The sequence below is a fragment of the Microbacterium sp. LWH13-1.2 genome (assembly GCF_038397735.1).
Taxonomy (GTDB): Bacteria; Actinomycetota; Actinomycetes; order Actinomycetales; family Microbacteriaceae; genus Microbacterium.
Map to the genome: position 1 here is coordinate 2,226,801 of NZ_CP151635.1, position 22,599 is coordinate 2,249,399.

Consider the following 22,599-nt stretch of genomic DNA (forward strand, 5'->3'; position numbering starts at 1 on the left):
TACCCGTTCCGGGGCCGCACCGCGAATCGAGCCCGAATCACTCGCAGCGGAGGCCGTCTTCGGGCACGACGTCGTCGAGGAGGAAGGCCTCCACAGCGCTGTCGACGCACGTGTTGCCCTTGTTGTACCCGGTGTGGCCTTCGCCGACGCGGGTGATCAGAACGCCCTGTTCGAGCTGGTCTGCGAGCGACTCGGACCACTCATACGGCGTCGCCGGGTCGTTGGTGGTGCCGACGACGAGGATGGGCCCTGCACCCTCTGCCGTGATCTCGCCTCGGGTGCCGGTGGGCGGGTACGGCCACACCGAGCAGGAGTCGGGACCGTTCCAGTAGGGGGCGATGGTCGGTGCGCCCGCGGCGATCTTCGCCGTGGTGGCGGCCTCGGCCGCCGGGTCGTCCTCGACCGGATAGTCCATGCAGTTGTACGCGCGGAACGCCTCGCTCGAGTTGTCGAGGTAGCTGCCGTTCTCCCGACCGTTGTAGAAGTCGGCGAGGAAGAACGCTGTCGTCGGGTCGCCCTGGAGGGCCTCATCGAATGCCTGCGTCAGGTAGGTCCAGCTGTCGGCCGAGTACAGCGCAGCGATGATGCCGGTCATCAGCGCGTCGGCGCCCAGCATGCGTCCGTCGCCGTTCTCGAGGGGCGACGAGTCGACGCTCGCGAGCAGTGCACCGAGGTCGGCCATCGCCTCATCGACCGACCCGTTGAACGGGCACTCACCCGAATCCAGGCAGTCCTGCATGTAGGCGCGGAGCGCGGACTCGAAGCCGATCGCCTGGGTCGCTCCGACGTCGAGACCTGATACCGCCGGATCGATGGCACCGTCGAGCACGAGGCGCCCCGCCTTCTCGGGATACAGATCGGCGTAGGTCGCACCGAGGAAGGTGCCGTACGAGTAGCCGAGATAGTTCAGCTGCTTGTCGCCGAGTACCGCACGGATCAAGTCCATGTCTCGCGCCGCATTGATCGTCGTGACGTAGGGCAGGATGCCGCCGCTGTTCGCCTCGCACGCGTCGGCGAACTCCTTGTGCGCCTGCAGCAGCTCAGCCTCCCACTCGGCACTCCCCCGCGGAGCGGCGGGGATCGTGTAGAGATAGTCGTCCATGCCCGCCGCATCGAAGCAGGTGACGGCGCTCGACTGTCCGACGCCGCGCGGGTCGAACCCGATCACGTCGTAGTTCTGGATCAGGTCGGCACCGACGGCGAAGTCCAGACTGTCGCGGACCAGCTCGACGCCGCTGGCACCGGGACCTCCCGGGTTGGTCAGCAACGACCCCTGCGACGTGCCCTCTGCCTGGTGACGCACGACCGACAGGGTGATCTCGCCCTCTCCGGGGTTCTCCCAGTCGAGTGGGGCGGTCACGTCGGTGCAGTCGAAGCCCGTGCCGCACTCGGTCCAGCTGAGCGTCTGCCCGTAGAAGGGCAGCAGGTCTTCTGCGACACCTTCTGTGTCCGGCGCGTTGGTCACAGAAGGCTTCGGCTCAGCCCCCTCGGGGATCATCGCGTACAGGCAGCCGGAAAGCGCCACGGATGCGGCAGCGAGACCGGCGATCACGGCCACGGCGCGTCGGATGCGGGAAGTCGGTCGAGTATTCACGGTGTCCTCCCGCTCGTGACAGTCACGAGCAAGCTCTCGAGTGCGAGAAGCGGGGCGACGTTGCGCTCCAGCGACTGGCGAGTGTCGGCAAGGTGGTCGAGTACGACAAGCGTACGGGTCTCGGGCCAGGCGGCAGCCAGAGCCGCCAGTTCTTCGCGGAGCTCGCGATTGATCAGTTCGCCATCGCGGCCGAACTGCAGCATGACCACGTCGCGGAAGAGCGACTGCAGGTCGGTCAGCACCCTGTCGATCCCGTCGCGCAGGCTGCGGGTCGCACGCTTCTTCTGATCGTCTTCGAGCGCGGAGATCTGGGAACGCAGAGCAGGGGGCACGGCCTGGCCCTCGGCGATGCCGACCGTGCGCAGCAGACTCGCACGCTCGGCCGAATCGCGTTCGGCGGTGAGCGCCTTGGCATCGTCGGTGGCTGCCTGGATGATGCGCCCGGCGACCTCGACCGCGTCGCTGACGCCGCGGACTCCCAGTACCGATCGCAGGGTCTCGTCACGACGCCTGCGGGCCGCGTCGTCGGTGGCCAGACGCTGAGCCATGCCGATGTGACGTTGCGCGTGACGAGCGGCCTGTTCGGCCACCGCCTCGTCGACGCCGGTGCGGAGCGTGATCAGCCGCGCCACGTCTGCGACGTCGGGCTCGCGCAGTCGCAGCGAGCGCACGCGAGAGCGGATCGTCGGCAGCAGATCGGCCTCGCTGGGCGCACAGAGGATCCAGACGGTCTGCTCGGGCGGCTCCTCGAGTGCCTTCAGGAGGACGTTGGAGGTGCGCTCGACCATGCGATCGGCATCTTCGACCACGATCACTCGGTAACGGCCGGCAGACGGTGCGAAATAAGAACGCTCGACCAGGGCGCGGGCCTCGGCGATCGTGATGATGACCTTGTCGGTGCGCAGGGCAGTCACGTCGGGATGAGTACCCGCGAGCACCTGACGCATCGCCGCCTCGTCGTCGGGGTGATCGGCGACCAGAGCGGCCGCGAAGGCGTGGGCGAGGGTGGAGCGCCCCGAGCCGGGAGGCCCGGTGATCAGCCACGCATGCGAGAGCGCAGTCGGATCGGATGCCGCGTTGCGCAGCGTCTCGACGGCGGCGTCCTGCCCCCACACGTCGGCCCACGGGAAGGGGGCGGCGACAGTCTGGGGCATGGACTCAGCCTAATCGGGAGCACGGACGTGCGCGTCACTCCCGGGTGATGCGAAGAGCCTGAGAGTGCTCAGCCGAGGAGGGCCGCGACGCGCTCGCGGATCTGCGCGGCGATCGCCTCCGGAGTCGCCGACGCGTCGACGACGAGGAATCGATCGGGCTCGGCCGCCGCCAGTGCGAGGAAGGATTCACGGACACGCGCATGGAACTCGGTCTTCTCTGCCTCGAGCCTGTCGAAGGGCTTGTCCGCAGAGTCGAGACGCACGCGAGCGGACTCGGGATCGAGGTCGAGCAGAACCGTGAGGTCGGGCAAAGCCCCCTCGGCGGCCCACAGCGAGAGGTTGCGGACCTCATCGCCGTCGAGCACGCGGCCAGCACCCTGATAGGCCACGGACGAGTCGAGGTAGCGGTCCTGCAGCACGACCTCGCCTCGGGCCAGCGCGGGTCGGACGACCGTGGCCACATGGTGCGCGCGGTCTGCCGCATACAGCAGAGCCTCCGCACGCGGAGCGATGTCGCCTCGATGGTGCAGCACGATGTCGCGGATCAGCTGACCGACCTCCGACCCTCCGGGCTCGCGAGTGCGCACGACGGTTCGGCCTGCGCCGCTCAGCCACTCTCCGAGAAGCTCGGCCTGTGTGGTCTTGCCTGAGCCGTCTCCGCCTTCGAGCGTGATCCAGACACCGGAGTCCGACGTCACGAACCGGCCTTCTTCGCGGCGTTCGCGGCGCGGGTCGCCGCCGCCTTCTTGGCTGCCGCGGAGCGCGCGGCCGCCTTCTCGGCATCCGTCGCGGGCTTCTTGGCTGCAGGCTTCTTGGCGGGGGCCTTCTTCGCTGCGGGCTTCGCAGGAGCCTTCTTCGCCGCAGGCTTCTTCGCCGCGCCCCGCTTGGGAGCAGGACCCTTCGCCCGCTTGTCCGCCAGCATCTGTACAGCGGTCTCGAACGCGATGTCCTCGACCTTCTGGCCTCGCGGGATCGTCACGTTGGTCTCGCCATCGGTGACGTATGCACCGAAACGGCCGTCGCGGATGCGGATCGGCTTTCCGCTGACGGGGTCGGCCTCGAACTCGGCGAGCGCACTCGACGCACGGCGGGAACCTGCCCCGTATTTGGGCTGAGCGTAGATCTCGAGGGCCTTCTCGAGGGTCACGTCGAAGATCTGGGATTCGCTCTCGAGCGACCGGGAGTCGGTGCCCTTCTTGAGGTACGGACCGAAGCGACCGTTCTGCGCGGTGATCTCGTCGCCGGTCTCGGGGTCGTTGCCGACGACGCGAGGCAGGCTGAGCAGCTGCAGTGCGGTATCGAGCTCGATCGTGTCCACCGACATCGAACGGAACAGCGAGGCGGTGCGCGGCTTGGGTGCTGCGGCCTTCTTCGCTCCGCGCTTCGGCTTGGGCGCTTCGACGACCTCGCCGGTCGCCTCGTCGACGGCGGCGTCTTCGGACACCGGGTCGTTCTCCTGCACGTAGGGACCGAACCGGCCGTCCTTGACGACGACGATCTTGCCGTTGTCGGGGTTGGTGCCGAGCACACGATCGCCGGCGACCGGAGCGTCGATGAGCTCCTGCGCCTTGGCCGCCGTGAGCTCGTCGGGCGCGAGGTCTTCGGGCACGTTGACGATGCGCGGCTTCTCGTCCGGGGCCTCGGGGTTCGCGACCTCGAGGTAGGGGCCGTACTTGCCGAACCGCAGAGTCGCGTTATCGGTGATCGGCGTCGAGTTCAGAGCACGGGCGTCGATCTCGCCGAGGTTGTCGACGACCTGACGGAGTCCGACGTGCGAGTCGGACCCGTAGTAGAAGGAACGCAGCCATTCGACGCGCTTCTGCTCGCCACGGGCGATCGCATCGAGGTCGTCTTCGAGTGCGGCGGTGAAGTCATAGTCGATCAGGTCGGCGAAGTGCTCCTCGAGCAGACGGACGACGCTGAACGCGAGCCAGGTCGGCACGAGTGCCTGGCCGCGCTTGGTCGCGTACCCACGGTCGATCACGGTGCCGATGATGCTGGCGAACGTCGAGGGACGCCCGATACCGTGCTCTTCGAGCGCCTTCACCAGCGATGCCTCGGTGTAGCGCGGCTTCGGCGTCGTGCGGTGGCCCTTGGCCTCGGCCTCCGACATGCGCAGCTCGTCGCCGACGGCGACGATCGGGAGCGACTGGTTCTCGTCGGCGTCCTTGTCGTTGCGCTTCTCGTCGCGGCCTTCTTCGTACGCCTCGAGGAAGCCCTTGAAGGTGTACACGGTTCCGGATGCCGTGAATTCCGCCTTCTGCCCTGCGGCATCGACGGCGATCGTGACCGTCGTCGTCTCGTACTTGGCATCGGCCATCTGGCTCGCGACGGTGCGCTTCCAGATGAGGTCGTAGAGCCGGAACTCCTCGCGGTCGAGCTCGGACGACACGGACTTCGGCGTGCGGAAGGTCTCTCCCGACGGGCGGATCGCCTCGTGCGCCTCCTGCGCGTTCTTGCTCTTCGACTTGTAGACGCGCGGCTTGAGCGGCACTGCGGTGTCGCCGTAGAGCGCGACGGCCTGGCTGCGGGCCGCCTGCACCGCCTGGGTGCTCAGCGCCACGGAGTCGGTACGCATATAGGTGATGTAACCCTTTTCGTACAGACGCTGGGCGACGCTCATCGCCTGCTTGGCGCTCATCGAGAGCTTGCGCCCGGCCTCCTGCTGCATGGTGGAGGTCGTGAAGGGCGCGTAGGGACTGCGGGTTCCGGGCTTCGCCTCGACCTTGGTCACCGAACCGGCGCCTGCCGCATCGACCGCGTGGGCGAGCGCCGTGGCCTTCTTCTCATCGAGGACGACGACGGCCTTCTTGAGCTTTCCGTCGTCGTCGAAGTCCGTGCCACGGGCGAGCTGGCCGCCGTCGACGCGAACCAGGCGCACCGTGAATCCGGAGGACGAGGAGGCGAGCGCCTCGACGTCCCAGTACTCGGCGGAGACGAACGCCATGCGCTCGCGCTCACGCTCGACGATCATGCGGGTGGCGGCGGACTGCACGCGTCCGGCCGAGAGTCCGGTCTTGACCTTGTACCAGAGCACGGGCGAGACATCCCAGCCGTAGAGCCGGTCGAGGATGCGGCGGGTCTCCTGCGCGTCGACGAGGTCGATGTCGAGTTCGCGGGTGTTGCCGATGGCGGCCTGGATCGCGTCCTTGGTGATCTCGTGGAAGACCATGCGCTTGACGGGGACCTTGGGCTTGAGAGTCTCGAGCAGGTGCCACGCGATGGCCTCGCCCTCGCGGTCCTCATCGGTTGCGAGCAGGAGCTCGTCGGCGGTCTTGAGCGCACGCTTGAGCTCGGCGACGGTCTTCGTCTTGCGATCGGACACCACGTAATAAGGGTCGAAGTCGTTGTCGACGTCGATCGAGTACTTCCCGTATGCCTGCTTGTCGGCGGCAGGGATGTCCTTCTTGTCTGCGAGGTCGCGGATGTGGCCGACAGAGCTGAGCACCTCGTAGCCATCGCCGAGGTACCCCTGAATCGACCGCATCTTCGTCGGAGACTCGACGATGACGAGCTTCTTGCCTTCAGCCAAGGGAGCGTCCTTTCTTCGAAGCACACCATACACACCGCCGTGATGGGTTGGTCACAGTGGTCGCCTGCATTTTCGCCGGAAAGTGCTTCGTGCCGCCGTCAGGATCCCTCGGGTGGCCCAGCACGGGCTCGGGAGACGGCAGCGAGTCCAGCGTACGCCGCGTTCACCTGCACGGTCGCCACAAAGCCGTCGACCGCGCACTCGGTGAGCGTCGCGCCGGAGGCGGCGGCGACCCGAGCGGCGAGCGCACACGGATCCTCGCCGGTCGGAATCGCGCCGCTCGTGGCGTCCGCCGCGGCGAGCGCCGCCGCATCGGCCGCCCCGGCCGCGCGCTGCGCCGTCACCGCCGCTCCCCCGACGGCGGCGAGGCCCAGCGAGAGCGCGGCGGCGACCGACAGGAGGCCGGCGGCGAGTGCTGAGCCCGCCATCAGCCCTCCCCTCCCACGGCGCCGCCCATCACAGCCCTCCGGCGAGCGCGCAGCTGGACGCCTGCAGCCCGATCCTGATAAGCCCGCCCACCTCGAAGTCCGTCTGCGCGGACACGCACACGAGATCTCCGGACGAACTCGTCGACATCCCCGCTCCCGGGACGGCCGTGCTCACGGCCCGCGCCGCGGCCCCCTCGTCCTCGCCTCGGCCGAGCAGGCGTGCGGCATCCGCCGTCGCGTCCTGAAGCGCGACCTGACGGGACGCAGCTCCCAACGCTCCCGCCCCGAGAAGCAGTGCGAGCACGACCGCGGGGAGTGCGAGCGCGAGTTCGGCCGCGACGGAGCCGCGTTCCCCGTCGCGGACGGCGCCCATCACGACACCGTGAGTGCCCGGCGGACGAGGTCGGTGAGTATGCCGCGCACCTCGTCCGATCTCATGATGACGACGAGGAGGCCGGCGAAGGCCACCGCTGCCATGGTCGTGATCGCGTACTCGGCGGTGGCAGCGCCGCTGTCGTCGCCGAAGAGCGACGCTGCACGGCTGCGGGTGAGTTGCGGGACGGTGTTCATGGATTCCTTCTTTCTTTGGGCGGATGCTCGGAGCATCCGGTGGCGCGGCCGTCACAGCGGCAACGGTGTCGATCGGAGGACGCTCAGCAGGAGAGGGGCGACCCCGAGCAGGAGGAAGGCCGGCAGCGTGCAGACCCCGAGCGGAATGAGGAGCTTCGTCGAGAGGTTCGCCGCGCGCATTCGGCCCTCTACGCGGGACGCGTGGCGTTCCTGTCCCGCGGAGGCACGGAGAAGCTCGGCGGCGGGCACGCCGGCGGAGCGCGACAGCTCGAGCACCGAGCTGATTCGAGCGTCGTCCCCCCTGTGCGATGCGGGGCTCTCGTCGACGAGGCGCAGGGCGCGTGAGATGGAGGCACCGCCGGACAGGGCGACGGCCATGAGCTCTGCCCGCATGCCGGGAGTGCCCGGTTCGGGACGAGCGCGCCTGAGCAGACGGGCGGTCCACCCGCGCGCCGCGAGGACGAGCAGCAGGCCGGCGACGACGCAGCCCGCGCCGGCCGGAGTTCCCACGATCACGCCGACCGTGTCGAATCCGAGAGCGAACCCGAGCAGAAGTCCGGCGAACGGCATCCAGAGGAGCAATCGGGCGGTGCCGGCCGGCTCGGCCAGGGCGATGCGCACATCATCGGCGGCGGATGCCGCGTCGCGAATCGTCTCGGCGATCATCCTCAGCACCTCTGCGAGCGGAGCTCCGACGATCGTTGCCACTTCCCACGCAGCGGCGAGATCCCGCCACGAGCCGCCCTCGGCGTCGATCGCGGCGATCAGCGACGCACCCGCGTCGACTCGAGCGACGATCGACTCGGCGTGGACGTCGCCGATCGAGGCGAGATGACGCCACGCGACCACGGGCACCGCGCCCGCCTGCAGCAGCACCGCGAGGGTCTGCACCGACGTCGCCGTGTCTGCGCCGGTGTCGAGCACACCCCGCCGTCGCACGCTCACCACGGTCGGACCTCGTCGATGCCGAGGCGATCGCCGGTGAGCGTGAACTCCCCCGCCTGTGCGATGCGTCGCTGCCCGCCCGGCGCTCGCTCGAGATGCAGGACCACGGTGAACGCACTCACCGCCTGGCGCGCGAGCGCCGTGGCGTCCATCGAGGCGAGGGCACCGAGCGCCTCCAAGCGCGCGGGCACATCGCTCAGTCCGCTGGCGTGCAGGGTGCCTGCGCCGCCGTCATGTCCGGTGTTCAGCGCGGTGAGGAGCTCTCTGACCTCTTCACCCCGACATTCGCCGACGACGAGCCGGTCGGGTCTCATGCGCAGCGATTCACGCACGAGTCTCGCCAGGCTGATGCCGCCCGCACCCTCGAGATTCGGCTGCCTGGCCTCGAGTGCGACATGGTGAGGGTGCCGCGGCCTCAGCTCGGCCACGTCTTCGATCGTGACGATGCGCTCAGCGGTCGGTACCTCCGACAGCAGTGCTGACAGCAGCGTCGTCTTGCCCGTGCCCGTGCCCCCGGTGATGAGGATGTTCGCGCGCTCCGCCACGAGCCCCCGAAGCCAACTGTGCTGACGAGCGTCGAAGGAGCCGAGCGCAGCCAGCGCATCGAGGTCGGCTGCGCGCACCCGCGGCACGCGGATCGAGAGCGCCGTGCCCTTCGTGGAGATCGGTGCCAGCACCGCGTGCACCCGGATGCCGGACTCCAGCCTCACGTCGACGCACGGCGCCTGATCGTCGAGGTGTCTGCCGCCGAGGCCGACGAGTGCGACGGCGAGGTCGCGCGCCTCGCGTTCGGATGCACTCCACTCGGAGACGGGTTCGGCGCCGTGACCGCGATCGACGAAGAGTCCGGAGGCGCCGTTGACGAAGATGTCGGTGACCGCCTCATCGGCGCAGTGCTCCGCGAGCGGGCCGAACACCGGGTCGACCGTCAGGGGTGTGTGCGCGCCGGAGCGGAGTTCTGCGCTCCACGAGGAGACACCGCGTGGTTGGAGGATGAACGGATCGGGCATCCCCCGAAAGTAGGCGAGGGGTCAGCCCTGCATCCACCGTCGCGAGGCATGTGGTCACGCCCTGTGAGCAACCCCGGACGGCCGTCGTCCGTGCAGAGGGAATGCGGTTCACGACAGCGCAGAGACGCGCTATCCGTGAGAGCGCTCCCGGACAGAGAGGGCGGCATCTCACGGGGGGAATGAGATGCCGCCCACGGCGTCCCTCATGGGGGAATCGGGCACGCCAAGGCCAGAATGAGAATTCGGCTGACGTCGAGTGTACGCAAGGCAAGCGTCCTGACAAAACCGGTCGCACTACCTACTTTCGACAGTATGCGACGTCGGTGGCCGGGACTAGATTCGCCCTGACCTGATCGTGCCCCCGCACGGTCACGCCCGCAGTACCTGCCATGCCGCAAAGGAGCGTCTGCCGATGAGCAGTCAGATCGATCATCTTCTCGATGAGACCCGCCAGTTCCCGCCGTCCGAGGAGTTCGTCGCCCGGTCGGTCTCGTCACCGGCCCTGTACGAGAGCGCTGCAGCCGACCGCGAGGCGTTCTGGGCCGCGCAGTCCCGCGAGCTCCTGGAGTGGCACAAGCCGTTCACGCAGGTGCTCGACTGGTCGACTCCCCCGTTCGCGAAGTGGTTCGACGACGGCGAGCTCAACGTCGCCTACAACTGCCTCGACCGGCACGTCGAGGCGGGCAACGGCGACCGCGTCGCGCTGCACTGGGAGGGTGAGCCTGGGGACTCCCGGTCGATCACCTACGCCGAGCTGACCGAGGAGGTCAAGCGCGTCGCCAATGTGCTCGAGGGGCTCGGGATCGGCCACGGCGACCGTGTCGCGATCTATCTGCCGATGATCCCCGAAGCAGTCGCGTCGATGCTCGCGGTGGCCCGCGTCGGGGCCATCCACTCCGTCGTGTTCGGCGGATTCAGCGCAGACAGCCTGCGTTCGCGCATCGACGACGCCGGTGCGAAGCTCGTGATCACCGCCGACGGCGGATACCGCAAGGGCCGAGTGTCCGCTCTCAAGCCCGCAGTCGACCAGGCGCTGGCCGACCGGGGCGACGGTGAACAGCAGACGGTCGAGCACGTGCTCGTCGTCAAGCGCGGCGAGAACGAGGTCGAGTGGGAAGAGGGCCGCGACCTGTGGTGGCACGAGGTCGTCCCCGCGGCATCCTCCGAGCACACCGCCGAGGCGTTCCCCGCCGAGAATCCTCTGTTCATCCTCTACACCTCGGGCACCACCGGAAAGCCCAAGGGCATCCTGCACACGTCCGGCGGCTACCTCACCCAGGCCGCCTACTCGCACAAATACGTGTTCGACCTGCACCCCGAGACCGACGTCTACTGGTGCACGGCCGACATCGGCTGGATCACCGGCCACAGCTACGTCGCCTACGGCCCCCTCGCGAACGGCGCGACCCAGGTCATCTACGAAGGCACACCGGATGCTCCGCACCCCGGCCGCTGGTGGGAGATCATCGAGAAGTACAAGGTCTCGATCTTCTACACCGCTCCGACCGCGATCCGCTCGTTCATGAAGATCGGTCGCAGCGTCCCCGCGAAGTTCGACCTGTCGTCGCTGCGCCTGCTCGGCTCGGTGGGCGAGCCCATCAACCCCGAGGCATGGATCTGGTACCGCGATGTGATCGGCGCAGGCAAGACCCCGATCGTCGACACGTGGTGGCAGACCGAGACGGGCGCGATCATGGTCTCGGCGCTTCCGGGCGTCACGGCGACCAAGCCCGGTTCGGCGCAGGTACCGCTTCCCGGAATCTCGATCGATGTGGTCGACGAGTCAGGGTCCGAGGTGGGCAACGGCAACGGCGGCCTGTTGGTCGTCACCGAGCCGTGGCCGAGCATGCTCCGCGGCATCTGGGGCGATCCCGAGCGCTTCACGGAGACGTACTGGGAGAAGTTCGAGAAACAGGGCTACTACTTCGCGGGCGACGGCGCGCGTCTTGATGCCGACGGCGACCTGTGGCTGCTCGGTCGCGTCGACGACGTCATGAACGTCTCGGGCCACCGCCTCTCGACGGCCGAGATCGAGTCGTCGCTGGTCGCGCACGAGGCCACCGCCGAGGCCGCGGTCGTCGGCGCCGCGGACGAGACCACCGGTCAGGCCGTCGTCGCGTTCGTCATCATCAAGGAGAGCTACCTCTCCGCTCACGACCCCGCCGGCCTCGCACAGCAGCTGCGTCTGTGGGTGGGCGAGCAGATCGGTGCGATCGCACGACCGCGCGATGTGTACATCGTCGGCGAGCTGCCGAAGACCCGCTCGGGCAAGATCATGCGACGCCTCCTGCGCGATGTCGCAGAGGGCCGCGAGGTCGGCGACACCACGACACTGGCCGACACTGCCGTGATGAGCATCATCTCGGCCCAGGTCAAGTAGCCCATATGCAGAACGCCCTCTCCCGGATTCGGGAGGGGGCGTTCTGCATATGAAGACTCAGGCGAGGATGAAGACGACGTCGACCTCGACCGGGCTGTCGAGCGGCAGCACGGGCACCCCGACTGCGGCGCGCACATGTCGGCCGGCATCGCCGAAGATCTCGCCGAGCACGAGGCTCGCGCCGTTGATGACGCCGGGCTGGCCGGTGAAGTCGGGAGTGGATGCCACGAAGCCGCCGACGCGGAGAACTCCGGCGATCCGGTCGACACCGCCTGCGGCATCCGCAGCCGCCGCGAGGGCGTTGAGAGCGCAGGTGCGGGCGTAGGCGTTCGCGTCTTCGGCGGAGACCTCGGCGCCGACCTTGCCCGTGGCGGGCAGCGCTCCACCCGAGAAGGGCAGCTGGCCGGAGGTGTAGACGAGACCGGCGTGCACGACCGCGGGGACGTAGGCCGCGACGGGGGCGGCGACCGCGGGCAGCTCGATGCCGAGTTCGCTCAGTCGCTCGGAGACGCTCATGCCGCGCCCTCGTCGAACTGGCGGGACGCCTCGGCGGCCGCTGCGAGACCGGCGTTGCCTGCGGCATCTGCGGTCACCGGACGCTTGAAGTAGGCGACGAGTCCCCCCTCCGGTCCCTGGATGACCTGCACGAGCTCCCAGCCCTGCTTGCCCCAGTTGTTGAGGATCGCAGCGGTGTTGTGGATCAGCAGCGGGGTGGTCAGGTACTCCCACGTGGTCATGGCACTCCTGTCTGGCCGCATCCGCGTGCGCGGATGCGTCAAAGGCGGTATTCAGGGAACTCCCCTACGATCAAGCGTATGCCTCAAAAGAATCGCACGGTGAAAGGTGCGCTCGGCGGAGTCCTCGGACTCGTCGGGCTCAGCGCCGTAGCCGGCCTCCTCGTCGCGGCCAGCGTCACCCCTGTTCTCGCAATGACGGGTATCGCCGGATCCCAGGCCCTCACGATCTTCGAAGACCTCCCCGCGAACCTGCAGGTGAACCGGCCGATGGAGCAGTCGACGATTTACGCGACCGCATCCGACGGGACCCCGGTCGAGCTGGCATCGTTCTACGAGCAGAACCGCGTGCCTGTGACGTACGAGCAGATCAACCCCGTCGTGTTCGACGCGGTCCTCTCGAGTGAGGACAAGGACTACTTCAGCCACGGCGGCATCAACGTCGGCGCGACGACGAAGGCCCTGGTCGACAACCTGCGCGGCACCGACGACCGAGGCGCGTCGACCATCACGCAGCAGTACGTCAAGAACGTGCTGATCCAGGAGTGCGAGCAGGAGGCCGACCCCGCGTCGGGCACCTACGCCGACGACCTTCAGCAGTGCTGGGCCGATGCGACCAACGCGGTCGGCGCCAAGGGCATCGAGCGCAAGCTGCAGGAGATGCGCTATGCCCTGCAGATCGAGAAGGAGTACTCGAAGAACGACATCCTGCTCGGGTACCTCAACATCGCGAACTTCGGCGGCACGGTGTACGGCATCGAGTCGGCGGCCAACTACTACTTCTCGACCACGGCTGCGAACCTGACGGTCGCGCAGGCCGCCACGATCGCCGGCATGGTGCAGAACCCGAACCAGTACCGGATCGACCGGCCCGCCGGCACGTGGACGGACGAGGACGGCGTCGGACACAACAGCGAGGCGGACGGCTATGCCCAGACGCTGGATCGCCGTCACTATGTGCTCGACCGCATGCTCGCACTCGGCAAGATCACGCAGGCCCAGTTCGACGAGGCGGACGCCTCCCCGATCACTCCCGCGATCACGCAGCCCACGCAGGGCTGCGTGTCGGCCGGGAACGTGGCTCGCAGCGCCTACTTCTGCGAGTACGTGAAGTCCGTCGTCCTCAACGACCCCGCCTTCGGCGAGACCGAGCAGGAGCGCCGCGACCTGCTTCGTCAGGGTGGACTCAAGATCTACTCGACGATGAACATCGACATCCAGAGCGCGGGCGCCGAGGTCATGGCGAACACCGTTCCGGCGAACTACGACAACCAGTACTTCGGCGCGGCGGGCATCTCGCTCGAGACCAGCACGGGTCGCGTGCTCGCGATCACGCAGAACACCACCTTCAGCGAGACGATCCAGGGCGACCAGGCGTACACCGCGCTGGTGTTCGGCACCGACAAGGCGCACGGTGGATCCAACGGATTCTCGGTCGGCTCGACGTACAAGCTCTTCACCCTCATCGACTGGCTTGAAGAGGGCCACTCGGTGCGAGAGACCCTGAACGGCACCAACCGCGTCTTCTCGAAGTTCAAGTGCGGCGATGACGGGATCCGCAACACGACCAAGATCCAGAACTTCAACAACGCCGGCGGATACACCGGCACGGTCATGAAGTTCACCGCCGACTCGCTCAACAGCGGTTACCTCGCGATGGCCGAGAAGCTCGACCTCTGCAAGATCAACGCCGTCGCCGACCGCATGGGCGTCACTCTCGCCAACGGCGGCAAGACCACCGACGGCAGCCCGGCCCCCTACGACATCCTGGGCTCGAAGTACATCTCCCCGCTCGCCATGGCCGGCGCCTACGCCACCGTCGCGAACGGCGGCATCTACTGCACCCCGAAGGCGATCGACCGCGTGGTCGACGCCGACGGCAAGGACCTGCCGATCCCGGAGTCGAAGTGCTCGCAGGTGATCTCGCCCGAAGTCGCCGCGACTGCGGCCTTCGCACTGCAGGGCGTCATCAACGGCGGAACCGGTCGACAGGCGAACACGAACGACGGAACCCCGCTGATCGGCAAGACCGGTACCCACGAGTCATGGGGAACCATGATGATCGAGTCGAGCACCAAGGTCACCACCGCGATCTGGGTCGGTCGCTCGGAGGGTCAGGCCAGCATCCTCAAGCAGAGCTGGGGCGGCACTGCCCTGAACGCTATGCGCTACGAGCTCGCCAAGACCATGCAGCGCGCGGCGAACAACATCTACGGCGGCGATGCGTTCCCGCAGCCCGATGCGAACCTGAGCAAGCAGGTTCTGACGGATGTCCCGTCCGTGATCGGGATGGACACCGCGACGGCGACCGCCACCCTCGAGAACGCCGGCTTCCAGGTCGTGGTCGGCGCGCCCGCCGACGGCCCCGCCGGTGACGTGATCGTCGCGCAGGACCCCTCTGGTCAGGCCCCGAGCGGCGCCACGGTCACGATCTCGCCGAGCAACGGCCAGGGAACGACCGTGCCGGACATCACCGGGCAGCCGAAGGCCGCCGCACAGAACGCGCTGTTCGGCGCAGGGTTCTCGTCGATCTCCTTCGACAACTCGTGCAACCCGCCGAACGCGGTCGTGGCGAGCACGAACCCGCCCGCGAACACCGCGACCAACAAGTCGACGGCGATCTCGGTCACCTGCCAGTGACCTCAGGACGAACGGCACACCCGGCCCTCATCGCGCTCGGCGCGGTGGGGGCCGCTGGTGCTGCGGCAGCTGTGTGGGGCATCGGCATCGAGCGCTACCTCTTCACCGTGCGCGAGGCGACGGCATCCGCTCTCGCTCCCGGATCCGCACCGCTGCGCGTGCTGCACATCTCGGATGCGCACATGGCGCCGTGGCAGCATCGCAAGCAGGACTGGCTCGCCTCGCTCGCGCAGCTGAAGCCCGACCTCATCATCAACACCGGCGACAACCTCGGGCACCGCGACGGCCTCGAGGGGATCCGTCGGGCGTTCGAGCCTTTCGCCGGCATCCCCGGCGTGTTCGTGCACGGTTCGAACGACGTCAACGGTCCATCGCCCCGCAATCCGATCCGCTACTTCGCCGGCCCTTCGCAGCGGCACCACGAGCCCACGTTCCTCGACACCGATGCGATGGACGCATTCTTCACCGACGAGCTCGGCTGGACGGACCTGAACAACACGGCCGCTCGGCTCACCGTCGCCGGCGACACGCTCGACTTCTTCGGCGTGAGCGATGCGCACCGGCAGTGGGATCGCCTCGAAGATCTGCCGACGGCCATCGACGCGCTCGGTCCGCGGGAACCGGGCACCTCGGTGCTCGGAGTGACGCATGCGCCGTACCAGCGCGTGATGAACCGCTACATCGAGCTCGGTGCGGATGCGATCTTCGGCGGGCACACGCACGGCGGGCAGGTGTGCCTCCCCGGCTTCGGCGCTCTCGTCGCGAACTGCGACATCCCGCTCAAGCAGGCCAAGGGTCTGAGCACGTGGACGCAGGGCGGGCGCACCGTGCCCCTCAATGTCAGCGCCGGCTGCGGGCACTCGATCTATGCGCCCGTGCGCTTCGCGTGCCGCCCCGAGGCGACGCTGCTCACGCTGACGGCGCGCGGTTGACCCCTCGATTCGGCGCTGAGGGCATTTCGCTGTAGACTCGGAGGGTTGCAAAACGGGGTGTGGCGCAGCTTGGTAGCGCGCTTCGTTCGGGACGAAGAGGTCGCAGGTTCAAATCCTGTCACCCCGACCAGTAACACCGGAAGGCCGCCCTCACGGGCGGCCTTCTCTGTACCAGGACCGAAGCGAAAGGGACGGCGTGAGCACCCTGTTCCCTCCCCCGCGTCGCCTCACTCGCGGCATCGCGATCGTCCTCGGCATCCCTTTCCTCGCGGGGCTCGCGCTGCTCACCCTCACCCCCGCGCGGGTCGAGGAGACGATGCCGAATCTGCTCGACCTCGTGCTCTCGGCGGCTCACCGGCTGGGCTGGGAGTCGCTCGACTTCACGCGCCTCGAGATCATCGCGAACGTGCTCGTGTTCGTACCCGTCGGCATCCTCGCGTTCGTGCTCGTGCCTCGGCGCCTCTGGCCGCTCGCGGTGATCCTGGGGCCCGCGCTGTCGCTCTCGATCGAGATCGCGCAGCGTGTGGCACTGCCGCATCGTGCCGCCACCGTGACCGACGTCATCGCGAACTCGGGCGGCGCCCTGATCGGGGTCTTCATCGCGATCGCCGCCACTCTGCTGTTCGCGCCTCAGAGCTCTCTCCATCCACCCCGTAATCTGGAAGCATCATGACCTCGCCTGATCTCGTAGCCTTCGATCTCGACGACACCCTCGCCCCTTCCAAGGGCGCCATCGACCCCCGCATCGCCTCGCTGCTGCTCGCGCTGATGCAGAGGGTCGACGTCGCGATCATCTCGGGCGGGAACGAGGCCCAGTTCCGCTCACAGGTCATCGCCCAGCTCGGCGATATCGATGCCACCACGGCCGCACGACTGCATCTGCTTCCGACGTGCGGAACCCGGTATCTGCGTCATGACGGCGCGGACTTCGCTCCCGTGTACGCGCAGGATCTCACTGCCGAGCAGAAGACCGGTGCGCTGACCGCGCTGCGCGAGGAGGCCGAGCGCCTGGGGCTGTGGGAGGCGGAACCGTGGGGCGACATCCTCGAGGACCGCGGCTCGCAGATCACCTTCTCGGCCCTCGGGCAGAAGGCTCCGCATGATGCGAAGCGCGACTGGGATCCGTCCGGAGCGAAGCGCGAGGCGCTGCGGGATGCCGTGGCCGCCCGCCTTCCCGACCTCGAGGTGCGCTCGGGCGGCTCGACGTCGATCGACATCACCCTCGCCGGGATCGACAAGGCCTACGGGATGCGGCAGCTTGCCGAGCACACCGGCATCCCCCTGACCTCCATGCTGTTCTACGGTGACCGTCTCGACGAGGGCGGCAACGATTACCCCGTGCTCGCGATCGGTGTGCCCTCCGTGGCAGTGGAGGGCTGGGAGGACACCGCCGACAAGCTCGAGGCGCTCCTCCCCACGCTCTGACGCTCGGCCCCTGCCTCCGGCCCGCACGGACGACGGAGTTCTAGCATGTCGGTATGGAACCGCTGCTGATCGTCATCCTGACCGCGGCCGTCGCGAGCGCGGCGTGCTGGATCCTGTCGCTCGTCACTCGCGACACCTCGTGGGTCGACCGCGCCTGGTCGATCGTGCCGGTCGTCTACGTGTGGATCTTCGCGGGCACGGCCCTCGCCGGCGGTCAGGACGCGAGCCGTCTGGTGCTCATGGCCGTGCTCGTGACCCTGTGGGGCCTGCGTCTGACCTACAACTTCGCCCGCAAGGGCGGGTACACCGGCATGGAGGACTACCGGTGGGCGATCCTTCGCAGACGCATGAAGCCGTGGCAGTTCCAGCTCTTCAACCTGCTGTTCATCATCGGGTACCAGATGACACTGCTCGTGCTGATCACGCTGCCGGCAGAGATCGCCCTGCAGCATCCTGCTCCTCTGAACGCGTGGGACCTCGTGTTCGCCGCGATCTTCCTGGCGCTGCTCGTCGGCGAGACCGTCGCAGACCAGCAGCAGTGGGAGTTTCATCGACGCAAGAAGCAGGCGGGCGGCACGCTGGCCCCCGGCTTCGCCACCGAGGGGCTGTTCCGCGTCAGCCGTCACCCCAACTTCTTCTTCGAGCAGAGCCAATGGTGGGCGCTCTACGCGATCGGGGCGACGGCTGCGGTCGCCTCGGGTGCCGCTTTCCTCGGCGGCGCGCTGAACTGGACGGTGATCGGGCCGTTCCTGCTCAGCATCCTGTTCATCGGATCCACGATCTTCACCGAGTCGATCACCGCGAGCAAGTATCCCGCGTACGCCGAGTACCGCCGGACCACGTCGATGCTCGTCCCCTGGCCGCCGCGGACCCGACGCGTCGCCGAGCCCGCGGCCTGATCGAGGACCGCGTCAGCGCACCACCGCGTCGGATGCAGCGCGCGTCACGGGCACGAGGCGCGTGAGCTGCGTGACATGCGCGGGCTCGAGCTCGGCGAGCGAGGCCACCCCGAGCAGGCGCATCGTGCGCTCGATCTCGGTGCGGAGGATGCTGATCGTGCGGTCGACGCCCGCTCGGCCACCGGCCATCAGGCCGTACAGGTAGGCGCGGCCGATGAGCGTGAAGTCGGCACCCAGCGCGACCGCGGCGACGATGTCGGCGCCGTTCATGATGCCGGTGTCGATCATGACGGTGAAGTCGTCGCCGACCGCCTTGCGCACCTCCGGCAGCAGGTGGAACGGGATGGGCGCACGGTCGAGCTGGCGCCCTCCGTGATTCGAGAGCACGATGCCGTCGACGCCCGCGTCGCGCAGTCGCACCGAGTCCTCGACGTTCTGCACGCCCTTGATCACGATCTTGCCGGGCCAGATGTCACGGATCACCGCGAGGTCGTCGTAGCTGATGGTCGGGTCCATCGCGGCGTCGAGCAGCTCGCCGACGGTGCCGCCGGTGGTGCTCAACGACGCGAACTCGAGCTTGGGCGTCGTGAGGAAGTCGTACCACCACCACGGACGAGGGATGGCGTTGATGATCGTCCCGAGCGTCAGCTGGGGCGGGATGCTGAAGCCGTTGCGCTTGTCCCGCAGGCGCGCGCCCGCGACGGGGGTGTCGACCGTGAACTGCAGGGTGTCGAAACCGGCGGCGGCCGCCCGACGAGTCAGCTCATACGAGATCTCGCGGTCGCGCATGACATACAGCTGGAACCAGTTGCGGCCGTGGGGGTTCGCCGCCTTGACGCCCTCGATCGACGTCGTACCCAGGGTCGACAGGGTGAACGGGATGCCTGCGGCGGCGGCGGCGCCGGCTCCCGCGACCTCGCCCTCGGTCTGCATGAGGCGCGTGAACCCCGTGGGCGCGATGCCGAAGGGAAGCGCGGACGGGCCGCCGAGGATGTCGACGGACGTGTCGACCGAGGGAGCCGGGCGCAGGATGCCGGGGTGGAACTCGACGTCCTGGAAGGCCTGGCGCGCACGCGTGAGCGAGAGCTCTCCCTCAGCAGCGCCGTCGGTGTAGTCGAACGCCGCCTTCGGCGTGCGGCGCTTGGCGATGGTGCGCAGGTCGTCGATCGTCAGCGCAGAGTCGAGGCGGCGCTTCTTGCCATCGAACTCGGGCTTCTTGAACTTCATCAGCTCGAGCAGCTCTACGGGATTGGGAAGCTGGCGCTGGACCATGTCGTGTCCTCTCAGTCGGTGGGTCGGGTGCTGCGGGTGAGTCCCGCCGCCGTGTAGTAGCCGGTGATGTGCGCTCGCACGAGGGCCTGCGCTGTCGTCGCGTCACCCGCGGCGATGGCCGTGATGATCGCGCGATGCTCGGCGCGCAGGAGGTCGGCCATGGCGTCCCAGTCGGCGACGGATGCCGCCCCCTCCTGCACGTATGACTCGATGGCGGTGCGAAGCCCGGCCATGATCGCCGCGACGACCGTGTTGCCGCTCGACTCAGCCAGCGCGAGGTGCAGCTGCGCGTCGAGAGCGAGGAACTCGGCGGAGGTCAGACCCTCGGCATCCATCGCATCGAGGACCCTGTGCGCCGCAGAGAGATCCGGGTCCTGCTGGCCGGCCAGGGCCGCGGCGACGGCATCCTCGAGCAGCAGACGCGTCTGTACGACATCGGTCAGGGGGAAGCCCTGAGCGGCGACCTGGAGACGCAGCAGCGTCGACATGCCTCCGGTCGGGGTCGCGATGACGATGGCGCCCGATTGGGGCCCGGAACCCGTCGCCGTGCGGATGAGGCCCATGACCTCGAGCACCCTCAACGCCTCGCGGACGCTCGATCGTCCTACGCCGAGGTCGGCGGCGAGGTCGCGCTCCGAGGCGAGTCGGTCGCCGGGACCGAGACGACCGTCGAGCAGGTCTCGCTCGACGTGTTCGAGAACGAGTCGCCAGGCGCGGGCGGGCTGCTCGGGCATCCGCTCTCCTCGTCGTTCGCGTCGGCGTCGTCGACCTTCGACGCACGCTATGTGGTCTGACCACAGTAGCGTGTGTGGTCAGACCACGCAATCCGGGCATGGCAGGACACCGCCCGCAGGCGGGGGCGGTCGCAGGCTGTCAGCCCAGGCGTCCGCCGGACTCTTCGAGGTAGCACGCCCCGCAGAGCGACTCGTAGGTCGTGACCTCGGGCGCGACAGAACCGTCCGCGCCCTCGTCGATGGCGACCTGGTCTCCGTCGAACACGAAGCGTCCGCCGATCACACGACCGTTGAAGACCGCCTTGCGTCCGCAGCGGCAGATCGTCTTCAGCTCCTCGAGGGAGTGCGCGATGGCGAGGAGGCGAGCCGAACCGGGGAAGGCATGGGTGAGGAAGTCGTTGCGGATGCCGTAGGCGATCACGGGGATGCCGTCTTCGATCGCGATGCGGAAGAGATCGTCGACCTGCTCGGCGGTGAGGAACTGCGCCTCGTCGATCAGAAGGCAGGCGACGTCGACCGATCCACCGCGGACCGGTTCACCGGCGACGGCGCGGCGCACTCGCTCACGATGCTCGCCGAAGAGCGCCCGGACGTCGGCGTCCGGCGCGATGAGGTAGTCGACCTCACGCGTGACGCCGAGGCGACTCGCGATCTCTGACGCGCCCTTGGTGTCGATCTCGGGCTTGGCGAGCAGCACATGCTGCCCGCGCTCCTCGTAGTTGTACGCGGCCTGCAGCAGCGAAGTGGACTTGCCCGAGTTCATCGCCCCGTAGCGGAAGTAGAGCTTCGCCACAGGCCGCTTATTCGTTGATGCCGAGCGTGGCGGCAGTCGCCGCGGTGGACTTCGCGGCCAGCGCGGCATCTGTGTTCAGCTTCTCGCCGAACGTGGGGATCAGCTCGCGCAGCTCGGACTCCCATCCCGGGTACTCGGCGGGGAAGCACTTCTTGAGCAGATCGAGCATGATCGGCACGGCGGTGGATGCGCCGGGCGATGCGCCGAGCAGACCCGCGATCGATCCGTCGGCCGCCGCGACGACCTCGGTGCCGAACTGCAGGATGCCGCCCTTCTTGGCATCCTTCTTCATCACCTGTGCACGCTGACCGGCATCGATCAGTGTCCAGTCCTCGTCCTTGGCCGTGGGCATGAACGTGCGGAGGCTGTCGACCTTCTTGGCGTGGTTCTTCATCAGCTCGCCGACGAGGTAGGTGATGAGGTCGGGGTTCGCGAAAGCGACCCGCAGCATCGGCCACAGGTTGTGTGTGCGCACCTGCGACACGATGTCGAGCATCGAGCCGTTCTTGAGGAACTTGGGGCTGAAGGTCGCGAACGGACCGAACATCAGCGATGCCTCGCCATCGACCACGCGTGTGTCGAGGTGCGGCACGGACATGGGCGGAGCGCCCACGGAAGCCTGCGAATAGACCTTGGCCTTGTGCTGCGCGACGATCTTCGGGTTGGAGGTCTTGAGGAACTGACCGCCGATCGGGAAGACGCCGTAGCCCTTGATCTCGGGGATGCCCGAGCGCTGCAGAAGCTTGAGCGCCCAGCCGCCGGCGCCGACGAACACGAACCGCGCCTTGATCTGGTTCGGGGTACGCCCGATGGTCGTGCGGTAGTTGACCAGCCAGGTGCCGTCCTTCTGCTTCTTCAGGCTCTTGACCTCGTGGTTGGTGCGCAGCGTCACGCCCGAGTCGGTGAGGTGGTCGAAGAGCTGGTGCGTCAGGGCGCCGAAGTCGACATCGGTGCCGGCCGGCACTCGGGTCGCGGCGAACGGCTCGCCCTTGCGGCGCTGCTGCATGAGGAGCGGCGCCCACTTGTTGATGACGCGGGAGTCCTCGCTGTACTCGATGCCGTCGAACAGCGGCTGCTTCTTGAGCACCTCGTAGCGATCCTTGAGGTACTTGACGTCCTTCTCACCGCGCACGAACGTCATGTGCGGTGTGGCGTTGATGAAGGTCGAGGGAGCGTCGAGCACTCCCCGATCGACCAGCGACGACCAGAACTGACGGCTCTGCTGGAACTGCTCGTTGATCGAGACGGCCTTCGCCGGGTCGAGGGGTGCGCCCTTCTGCTGCGGCATGTAGTTCAGCTCGCAGAGCGCCGCATGGCCCGTGCCCGCGTTGTTCCAGGGGTTCGACGACTCCTGAGCCACATCGGAGAGTCGCTCGAACGCGACGATCTTCCAATCCGGCTGCAGCTCGTGCAGAAGGGTACCCAGGGTGGCGCTCATGATGCCACCACCGATCAAGACGACATCGACGGTTTCGGTCACCACGACAGTCTAGTTCGAGGTCACGGCACACCTGACCACGGGGACCCGCCTCGTGAGACCGGATCCGCATGGCGGCG

General features: G+C 68.0%; 21 protein-coding genes and 1 tRNA gene. 7 read left to right on the forward strand and 15 right to left on the reverse strand.

From position 1 onward, the window contains the following. Positions 1 to 37: 37 nt before the first annotated feature. The 9 genes from MRBLWH13_RS10695 to MRBLWH13_RS10735 form a co-directional block, all read right to left on the reverse strand. Positions 38 to 1,594 (reverse strand): alpha/beta hydrolase, encoded by a 1,557-nt coding sequence (locus tag MRBLWH13_RS10695; RefSeq protein ID WP_341955036.1) that lies wholly within the window; start codon positions 1,592 to 1,594, stop codon positions 38 to 40. Next, complete coding sequence (locus tag MRBLWH13_RS10700; RefSeq protein ID WP_341955037.1) at positions 1,591 to 2,748, reverse strand: DNA polymerase III subunit delta'; 1,158 nt, start codon at positions 2,746 to 2,748, stop codon at positions 1,591 to 1,593. The genes MRBLWH13_RS10695 and MRBLWH13_RS10700 overlap by 4 nt, the downstream gene beginning before the upstream one ends. Positions 2,749 to 2,816: 68 nt before the next feature. After that, a complete protein-coding gene (gene tmk / locus MRBLWH13_RS10705) occupies positions 2,817 to 3,446 on the reverse strand; it encodes a dTMP kinase (protein WP_341955038.1) in 630 nt (209 codons plus the stop codon). Further along, positions 3,443 to 6,280, reverse strand: coding sequence for a type I DNA topoisomerase (gene topA, locus MRBLWH13_RS10710; RefSeq protein WP_341955039.1), 2,838 nt, complete (start codon positions 6,278 to 6,280; stop codon positions 3,443 to 3,445). Before topA ends, tmk begins: the two co-directional genes overlap by 4 nt. A gap of 98 nt (positions 6,281 to 6,378) precedes the next feature. Beyond that, positions 6,379 to 6,708 (reverse strand): Rv3654c family TadE-like protein, encoded by a 330-nt coding sequence (locus MRBLWH13_RS10715; RefSeq protein ID WP_341955040.1) that lies wholly within the window; start codon positions 6,706 to 6,708, stop codon positions 6,379 to 6,381. Between the two features lie 28 nt (positions 6,709 to 6,736). Next, positions 6,737 to 7,081, reverse strand: coding sequence for a TadE family type IV pilus minor pilin (locus MRBLWH13_RS10720; protein WP_341955041.1), 345 nt, complete (start codon positions 7,079 to 7,081; stop codon positions 6,737 to 6,739). Then, positions 7,081 to 7,278: a DUF4244 domain-containing protein gene (locus tag MRBLWH13_RS10725; RefSeq protein ID WP_341955042.1), complete on the reverse strand. Its 198-nt coding sequence runs from the start codon at positions 7,276 to 7,278 to the stop codon at positions 7,081 to 7,083. The genes MRBLWH13_RS10720 and MRBLWH13_RS10725 overlap by 1 nt, the downstream gene beginning before the upstream one ends. Before the next feature lie 51 nt (positions 7,279 to 7,329). After that, complete coding sequence (locus MRBLWH13_RS10730; RefSeq protein WP_341955043.1) at positions 7,330 to 8,226, reverse strand: type II secretion system F family protein; 897 nt, start codon at positions 8,224 to 8,226, stop codon at positions 7,330 to 7,332. After that, complete coding sequence (locus MRBLWH13_RS10735; protein WP_341955044.1) at positions 8,220 to 9,233, reverse strand: TadA family conjugal transfer-associated ATPase; 1,014 nt, start codon at positions 9,231 to 9,233, stop codon at positions 8,220 to 8,222. Before MRBLWH13_RS10735 ends, MRBLWH13_RS10730 begins: the two co-directional genes overlap by 7 nt. Positions 9,234 to 9,645: 412 nt before the next feature. On the opposite strand from MRBLWH13_RS10735, the gene acs reads away from it, so the two are divergent. Further along, the gene (gene acs, locus MRBLWH13_RS10740; RefSeq protein ID WP_341955045.1) at positions 9,646 to 11,613 is read left to right on the forward strand and encodes an acetate--CoA ligase; all 1,968 of its coding nucleotides are present in this window, start codon (positions 9,646 to 9,648) and stop codon (positions 11,611 to 11,613) included. Positions 11,614 to 11,670: 57 nt separating this feature from the next. Here acs and MRBLWH13_RS10745 read toward each other — a convergent pair whose 3' ends face one another. Together MRBLWH13_RS10745 and MRBLWH13_RS10750 are read right to left on the reverse strand one after the other, a co-directional pair. Then, positions 11,671 to 12,129 carry a RidA family protein gene (locus MRBLWH13_RS10745; protein WP_341955046.1) on the reverse strand — a complete coding sequence of 153 codons (459 nt, stop codon included), beginning with the start codon at positions 12,127 to 12,129 and terminating at the stop codon, positions 11,671 to 11,673. Continuing rightward, entirely contained in the window at positions 12,126 to 12,350 is a 225-nt protein-coding gene (locus tag MRBLWH13_RS10750) for a hypothetical protein (RefSeq protein WP_341955047.1), read from the reverse strand. Before MRBLWH13_RS10750 ends, MRBLWH13_RS10745 begins: the two co-directional genes overlap by 4 nt. Before the next feature lie 78 nt (positions 12,351 to 12,428). Here MRBLWH13_RS10750 and MRBLWH13_RS10755 point away from each other — a divergent pair, with 78 nt between their 5' ends. The 6 genes from MRBLWH13_RS10755 to MRBLWH13_RS10780 all read left to right on the forward strand — a co-directional run bounded on the left by MRBLWH13_RS10755 (position 12,429) and on the right by MRBLWH13_RS10780 (position 18,243). Next, positions 12,429 to 14,987 carry a penicillin-binding protein gene (locus MRBLWH13_RS10755; protein WP_341955048.1) on the forward strand — a complete coding sequence of 853 codons (2,559 nt, stop codon included), beginning with the start codon at positions 12,429 to 12,431 and terminating at the stop codon, positions 14,985 to 14,987. Next, positions 14,984 to 15,919, forward strand: a complete 936-nt coding sequence (locus tag MRBLWH13_RS10760; protein ID WP_341955049.1) for a metallophosphoesterase — start codon at positions 14,984 to 14,986, stop codon at positions 15,917 to 15,919. Before MRBLWH13_RS10755 ends, MRBLWH13_RS10760 begins: the two co-directional genes overlap by 4 nt. A gap of 53 nt (positions 15,920 to 15,972) precedes the next feature. Further along, positions 15,973 to 16,049, forward strand: a tRNA-Pro gene (locus MRBLWH13_RS10765). Between the two features lie 66 nt (positions 16,050 to 16,115). Next, positions 16,116 to 16,592 (forward strand): VanZ family protein, encoded by a 477-nt coding sequence (locus MRBLWH13_RS10770; RefSeq protein ID WP_341955050.1) that lies wholly within the window; start codon positions 16,116 to 16,118, stop codon positions 16,590 to 16,592. Next, the gene (locus MRBLWH13_RS10775) at positions 16,589 to 17,344 is read left to right on the forward strand and encodes an HAD-IIB family hydrolase (protein WP_341955051.1); all 756 of its coding nucleotides are present in this window, start codon (positions 16,589 to 16,591) and stop codon (positions 17,342 to 17,344) included. Before MRBLWH13_RS10770 ends, MRBLWH13_RS10775 begins: the two co-directional genes overlap by 4 nt. A 53-nt stretch (positions 17,345 to 17,397) precedes the next feature. Continuing rightward, positions 17,398 to 18,243, forward strand: coding sequence for a DUF1295 domain-containing protein (locus MRBLWH13_RS10780; protein ID WP_341955052.1), 846 nt, complete (start codon positions 17,398 to 17,400; stop codon positions 18,241 to 18,243). A 12-nt stretch (positions 18,244 to 18,255) separates the two neighbouring features. Here MRBLWH13_RS10780 and MRBLWH13_RS10785 read toward each other — a convergent pair whose 3' ends face one another. The 4 genes from MRBLWH13_RS10785 to mqo all read right to left on the reverse strand — a co-directional run bounded on the left by MRBLWH13_RS10785 (position 18,256) and on the right by mqo (position 22,480). Further along, positions 18,256 to 19,515, reverse strand: a complete 1,260-nt coding sequence (locus MRBLWH13_RS10785; RefSeq protein ID WP_341955053.1) for an alpha-hydroxy acid oxidase — start codon at positions 19,513 to 19,515, stop codon at positions 18,256 to 18,258. 11 nt (positions 19,516 to 19,526) lie between these two features. After that, positions 19,527 to 20,249, reverse strand: a complete 723-nt coding sequence (locus tag MRBLWH13_RS10790) for an FCD domain-containing protein (protein ID WP_341955054.1) — start codon at positions 20,247 to 20,249, stop codon at positions 19,527 to 19,529. A 139-nt stretch (positions 20,250 to 20,388) separates the two neighbouring features. Further along, positions 20,389 to 21,042, reverse strand: coding sequence for a thymidine kinase (locus MRBLWH13_RS10795; protein ID WP_341955055.1), 654 nt, complete (start codon positions 21,040 to 21,042; stop codon positions 20,389 to 20,391). Between the two features lie 7 nt (positions 21,043 to 21,049). After that, on the reverse strand, positions 21,050 to 22,480 hold the full coding sequence (mqo, locus tag MRBLWH13_RS10800) for a malate dehydrogenase (quinone) (protein WP_341958289.1): 1,431 nt from the start codon (positions 22,478 to 22,480) through the stop codon (positions 21,050 to 21,052). Positions 22,481 to 22,599: the final 119 nt, after the last annotated feature.

Coding starts and splice junctions, on each gene's coding strand:
- MRBLWH13_RS10700 (WP_341955037.1), bottom strand. CDS start 2,748: ATGCCCCAGACTGTCGCCGCCCCCTTCCCGTGGGCCGACGTGTGGGGG.
- MRBLWH13_RS10715 (WP_341955040.1), bottom strand. CDS start 6,708: ATGGCGGGCTCAGCACTCGCCGCCGGCCTCCTGTCGGTCGCCGCCGCG.
- MRBLWH13_RS10720 (WP_341955041.1), bottom strand. CDS start 7,081: ATGGGCGCCGTCCGCGACGGGGAACGCGGCTCCGTCGCGGCCGAACTC.
- MRBLWH13_RS10725 (WP_341955042.1), bottom strand. CDS start 7,278: ATGAACACCGTCCCGCAACTCACCCGCAGCCGTGCAGCGTCGCTCTTC.
- MRBLWH13_RS10735 (WP_341955044.1), bottom strand. CDS start 9,233: ATGCCCGATCCGTTCATCCTCCAACCACGCGGTGTCTCCTCGTGGAGC.
- acs (WP_341955045.1), top strand. CDS start 9,646: ATGAGCAGTCAGATCGATCATCTTCTCGATGAGACCCGCCAGTTCCCG.
- MRBLWH13_RS10745 (WP_341955046.1), bottom strand. CDS start 12,129: ATGAGCGTCTCCGAGCGACTGAGCGAACTCGGCATCGAGCTGCCCGCG.
- MRBLWH13_RS10750 (WP_341955047.1), bottom strand. CDS start 12,350: ATGACCACGTGGGAGTACCTGACCACCCCGCTGCTGATCCACAACACC.
- MRBLWH13_RS10755 (WP_341955048.1), top strand. CDS start 12,429: ATGCCTCAAAAGAATCGCACGGTGAAAGGTGCGCTCGGCGGAGTCCTC.
- MRBLWH13_RS10775 (WP_341955051.1), top strand. CDS start 16,589: ATGACCTCGCCTGATCTCGTAGCCTTCGATCTCGACGACACCCTCGCC.
- MRBLWH13_RS10780 (WP_341955052.1), top strand. CDS start 17,398: ATGGAACCGCTGCTGATCGTCATCCTGACCGCGGCCGTCGCGAGCGCG.
- MRBLWH13_RS10785 (WP_341955053.1), bottom strand. CDS start 19,515: ATGGTCCAGCGCCAGCTTCCCAATCCCGTAGAGCTGCTCGAGCTGATG.
- MRBLWH13_RS10790 (WP_341955054.1), bottom strand. CDS start 20,249: ATGCCCGAGCAGCCCGCCCGCGCCTGGCGACTCGTTCTCGAACACGTC.
- mqo (WP_341958289.1), bottom strand. CDS start 22,480: ATGAGCGCCACCCTGGGTACCCTTCTGCACGAGCTGCAGCCGGATTGG.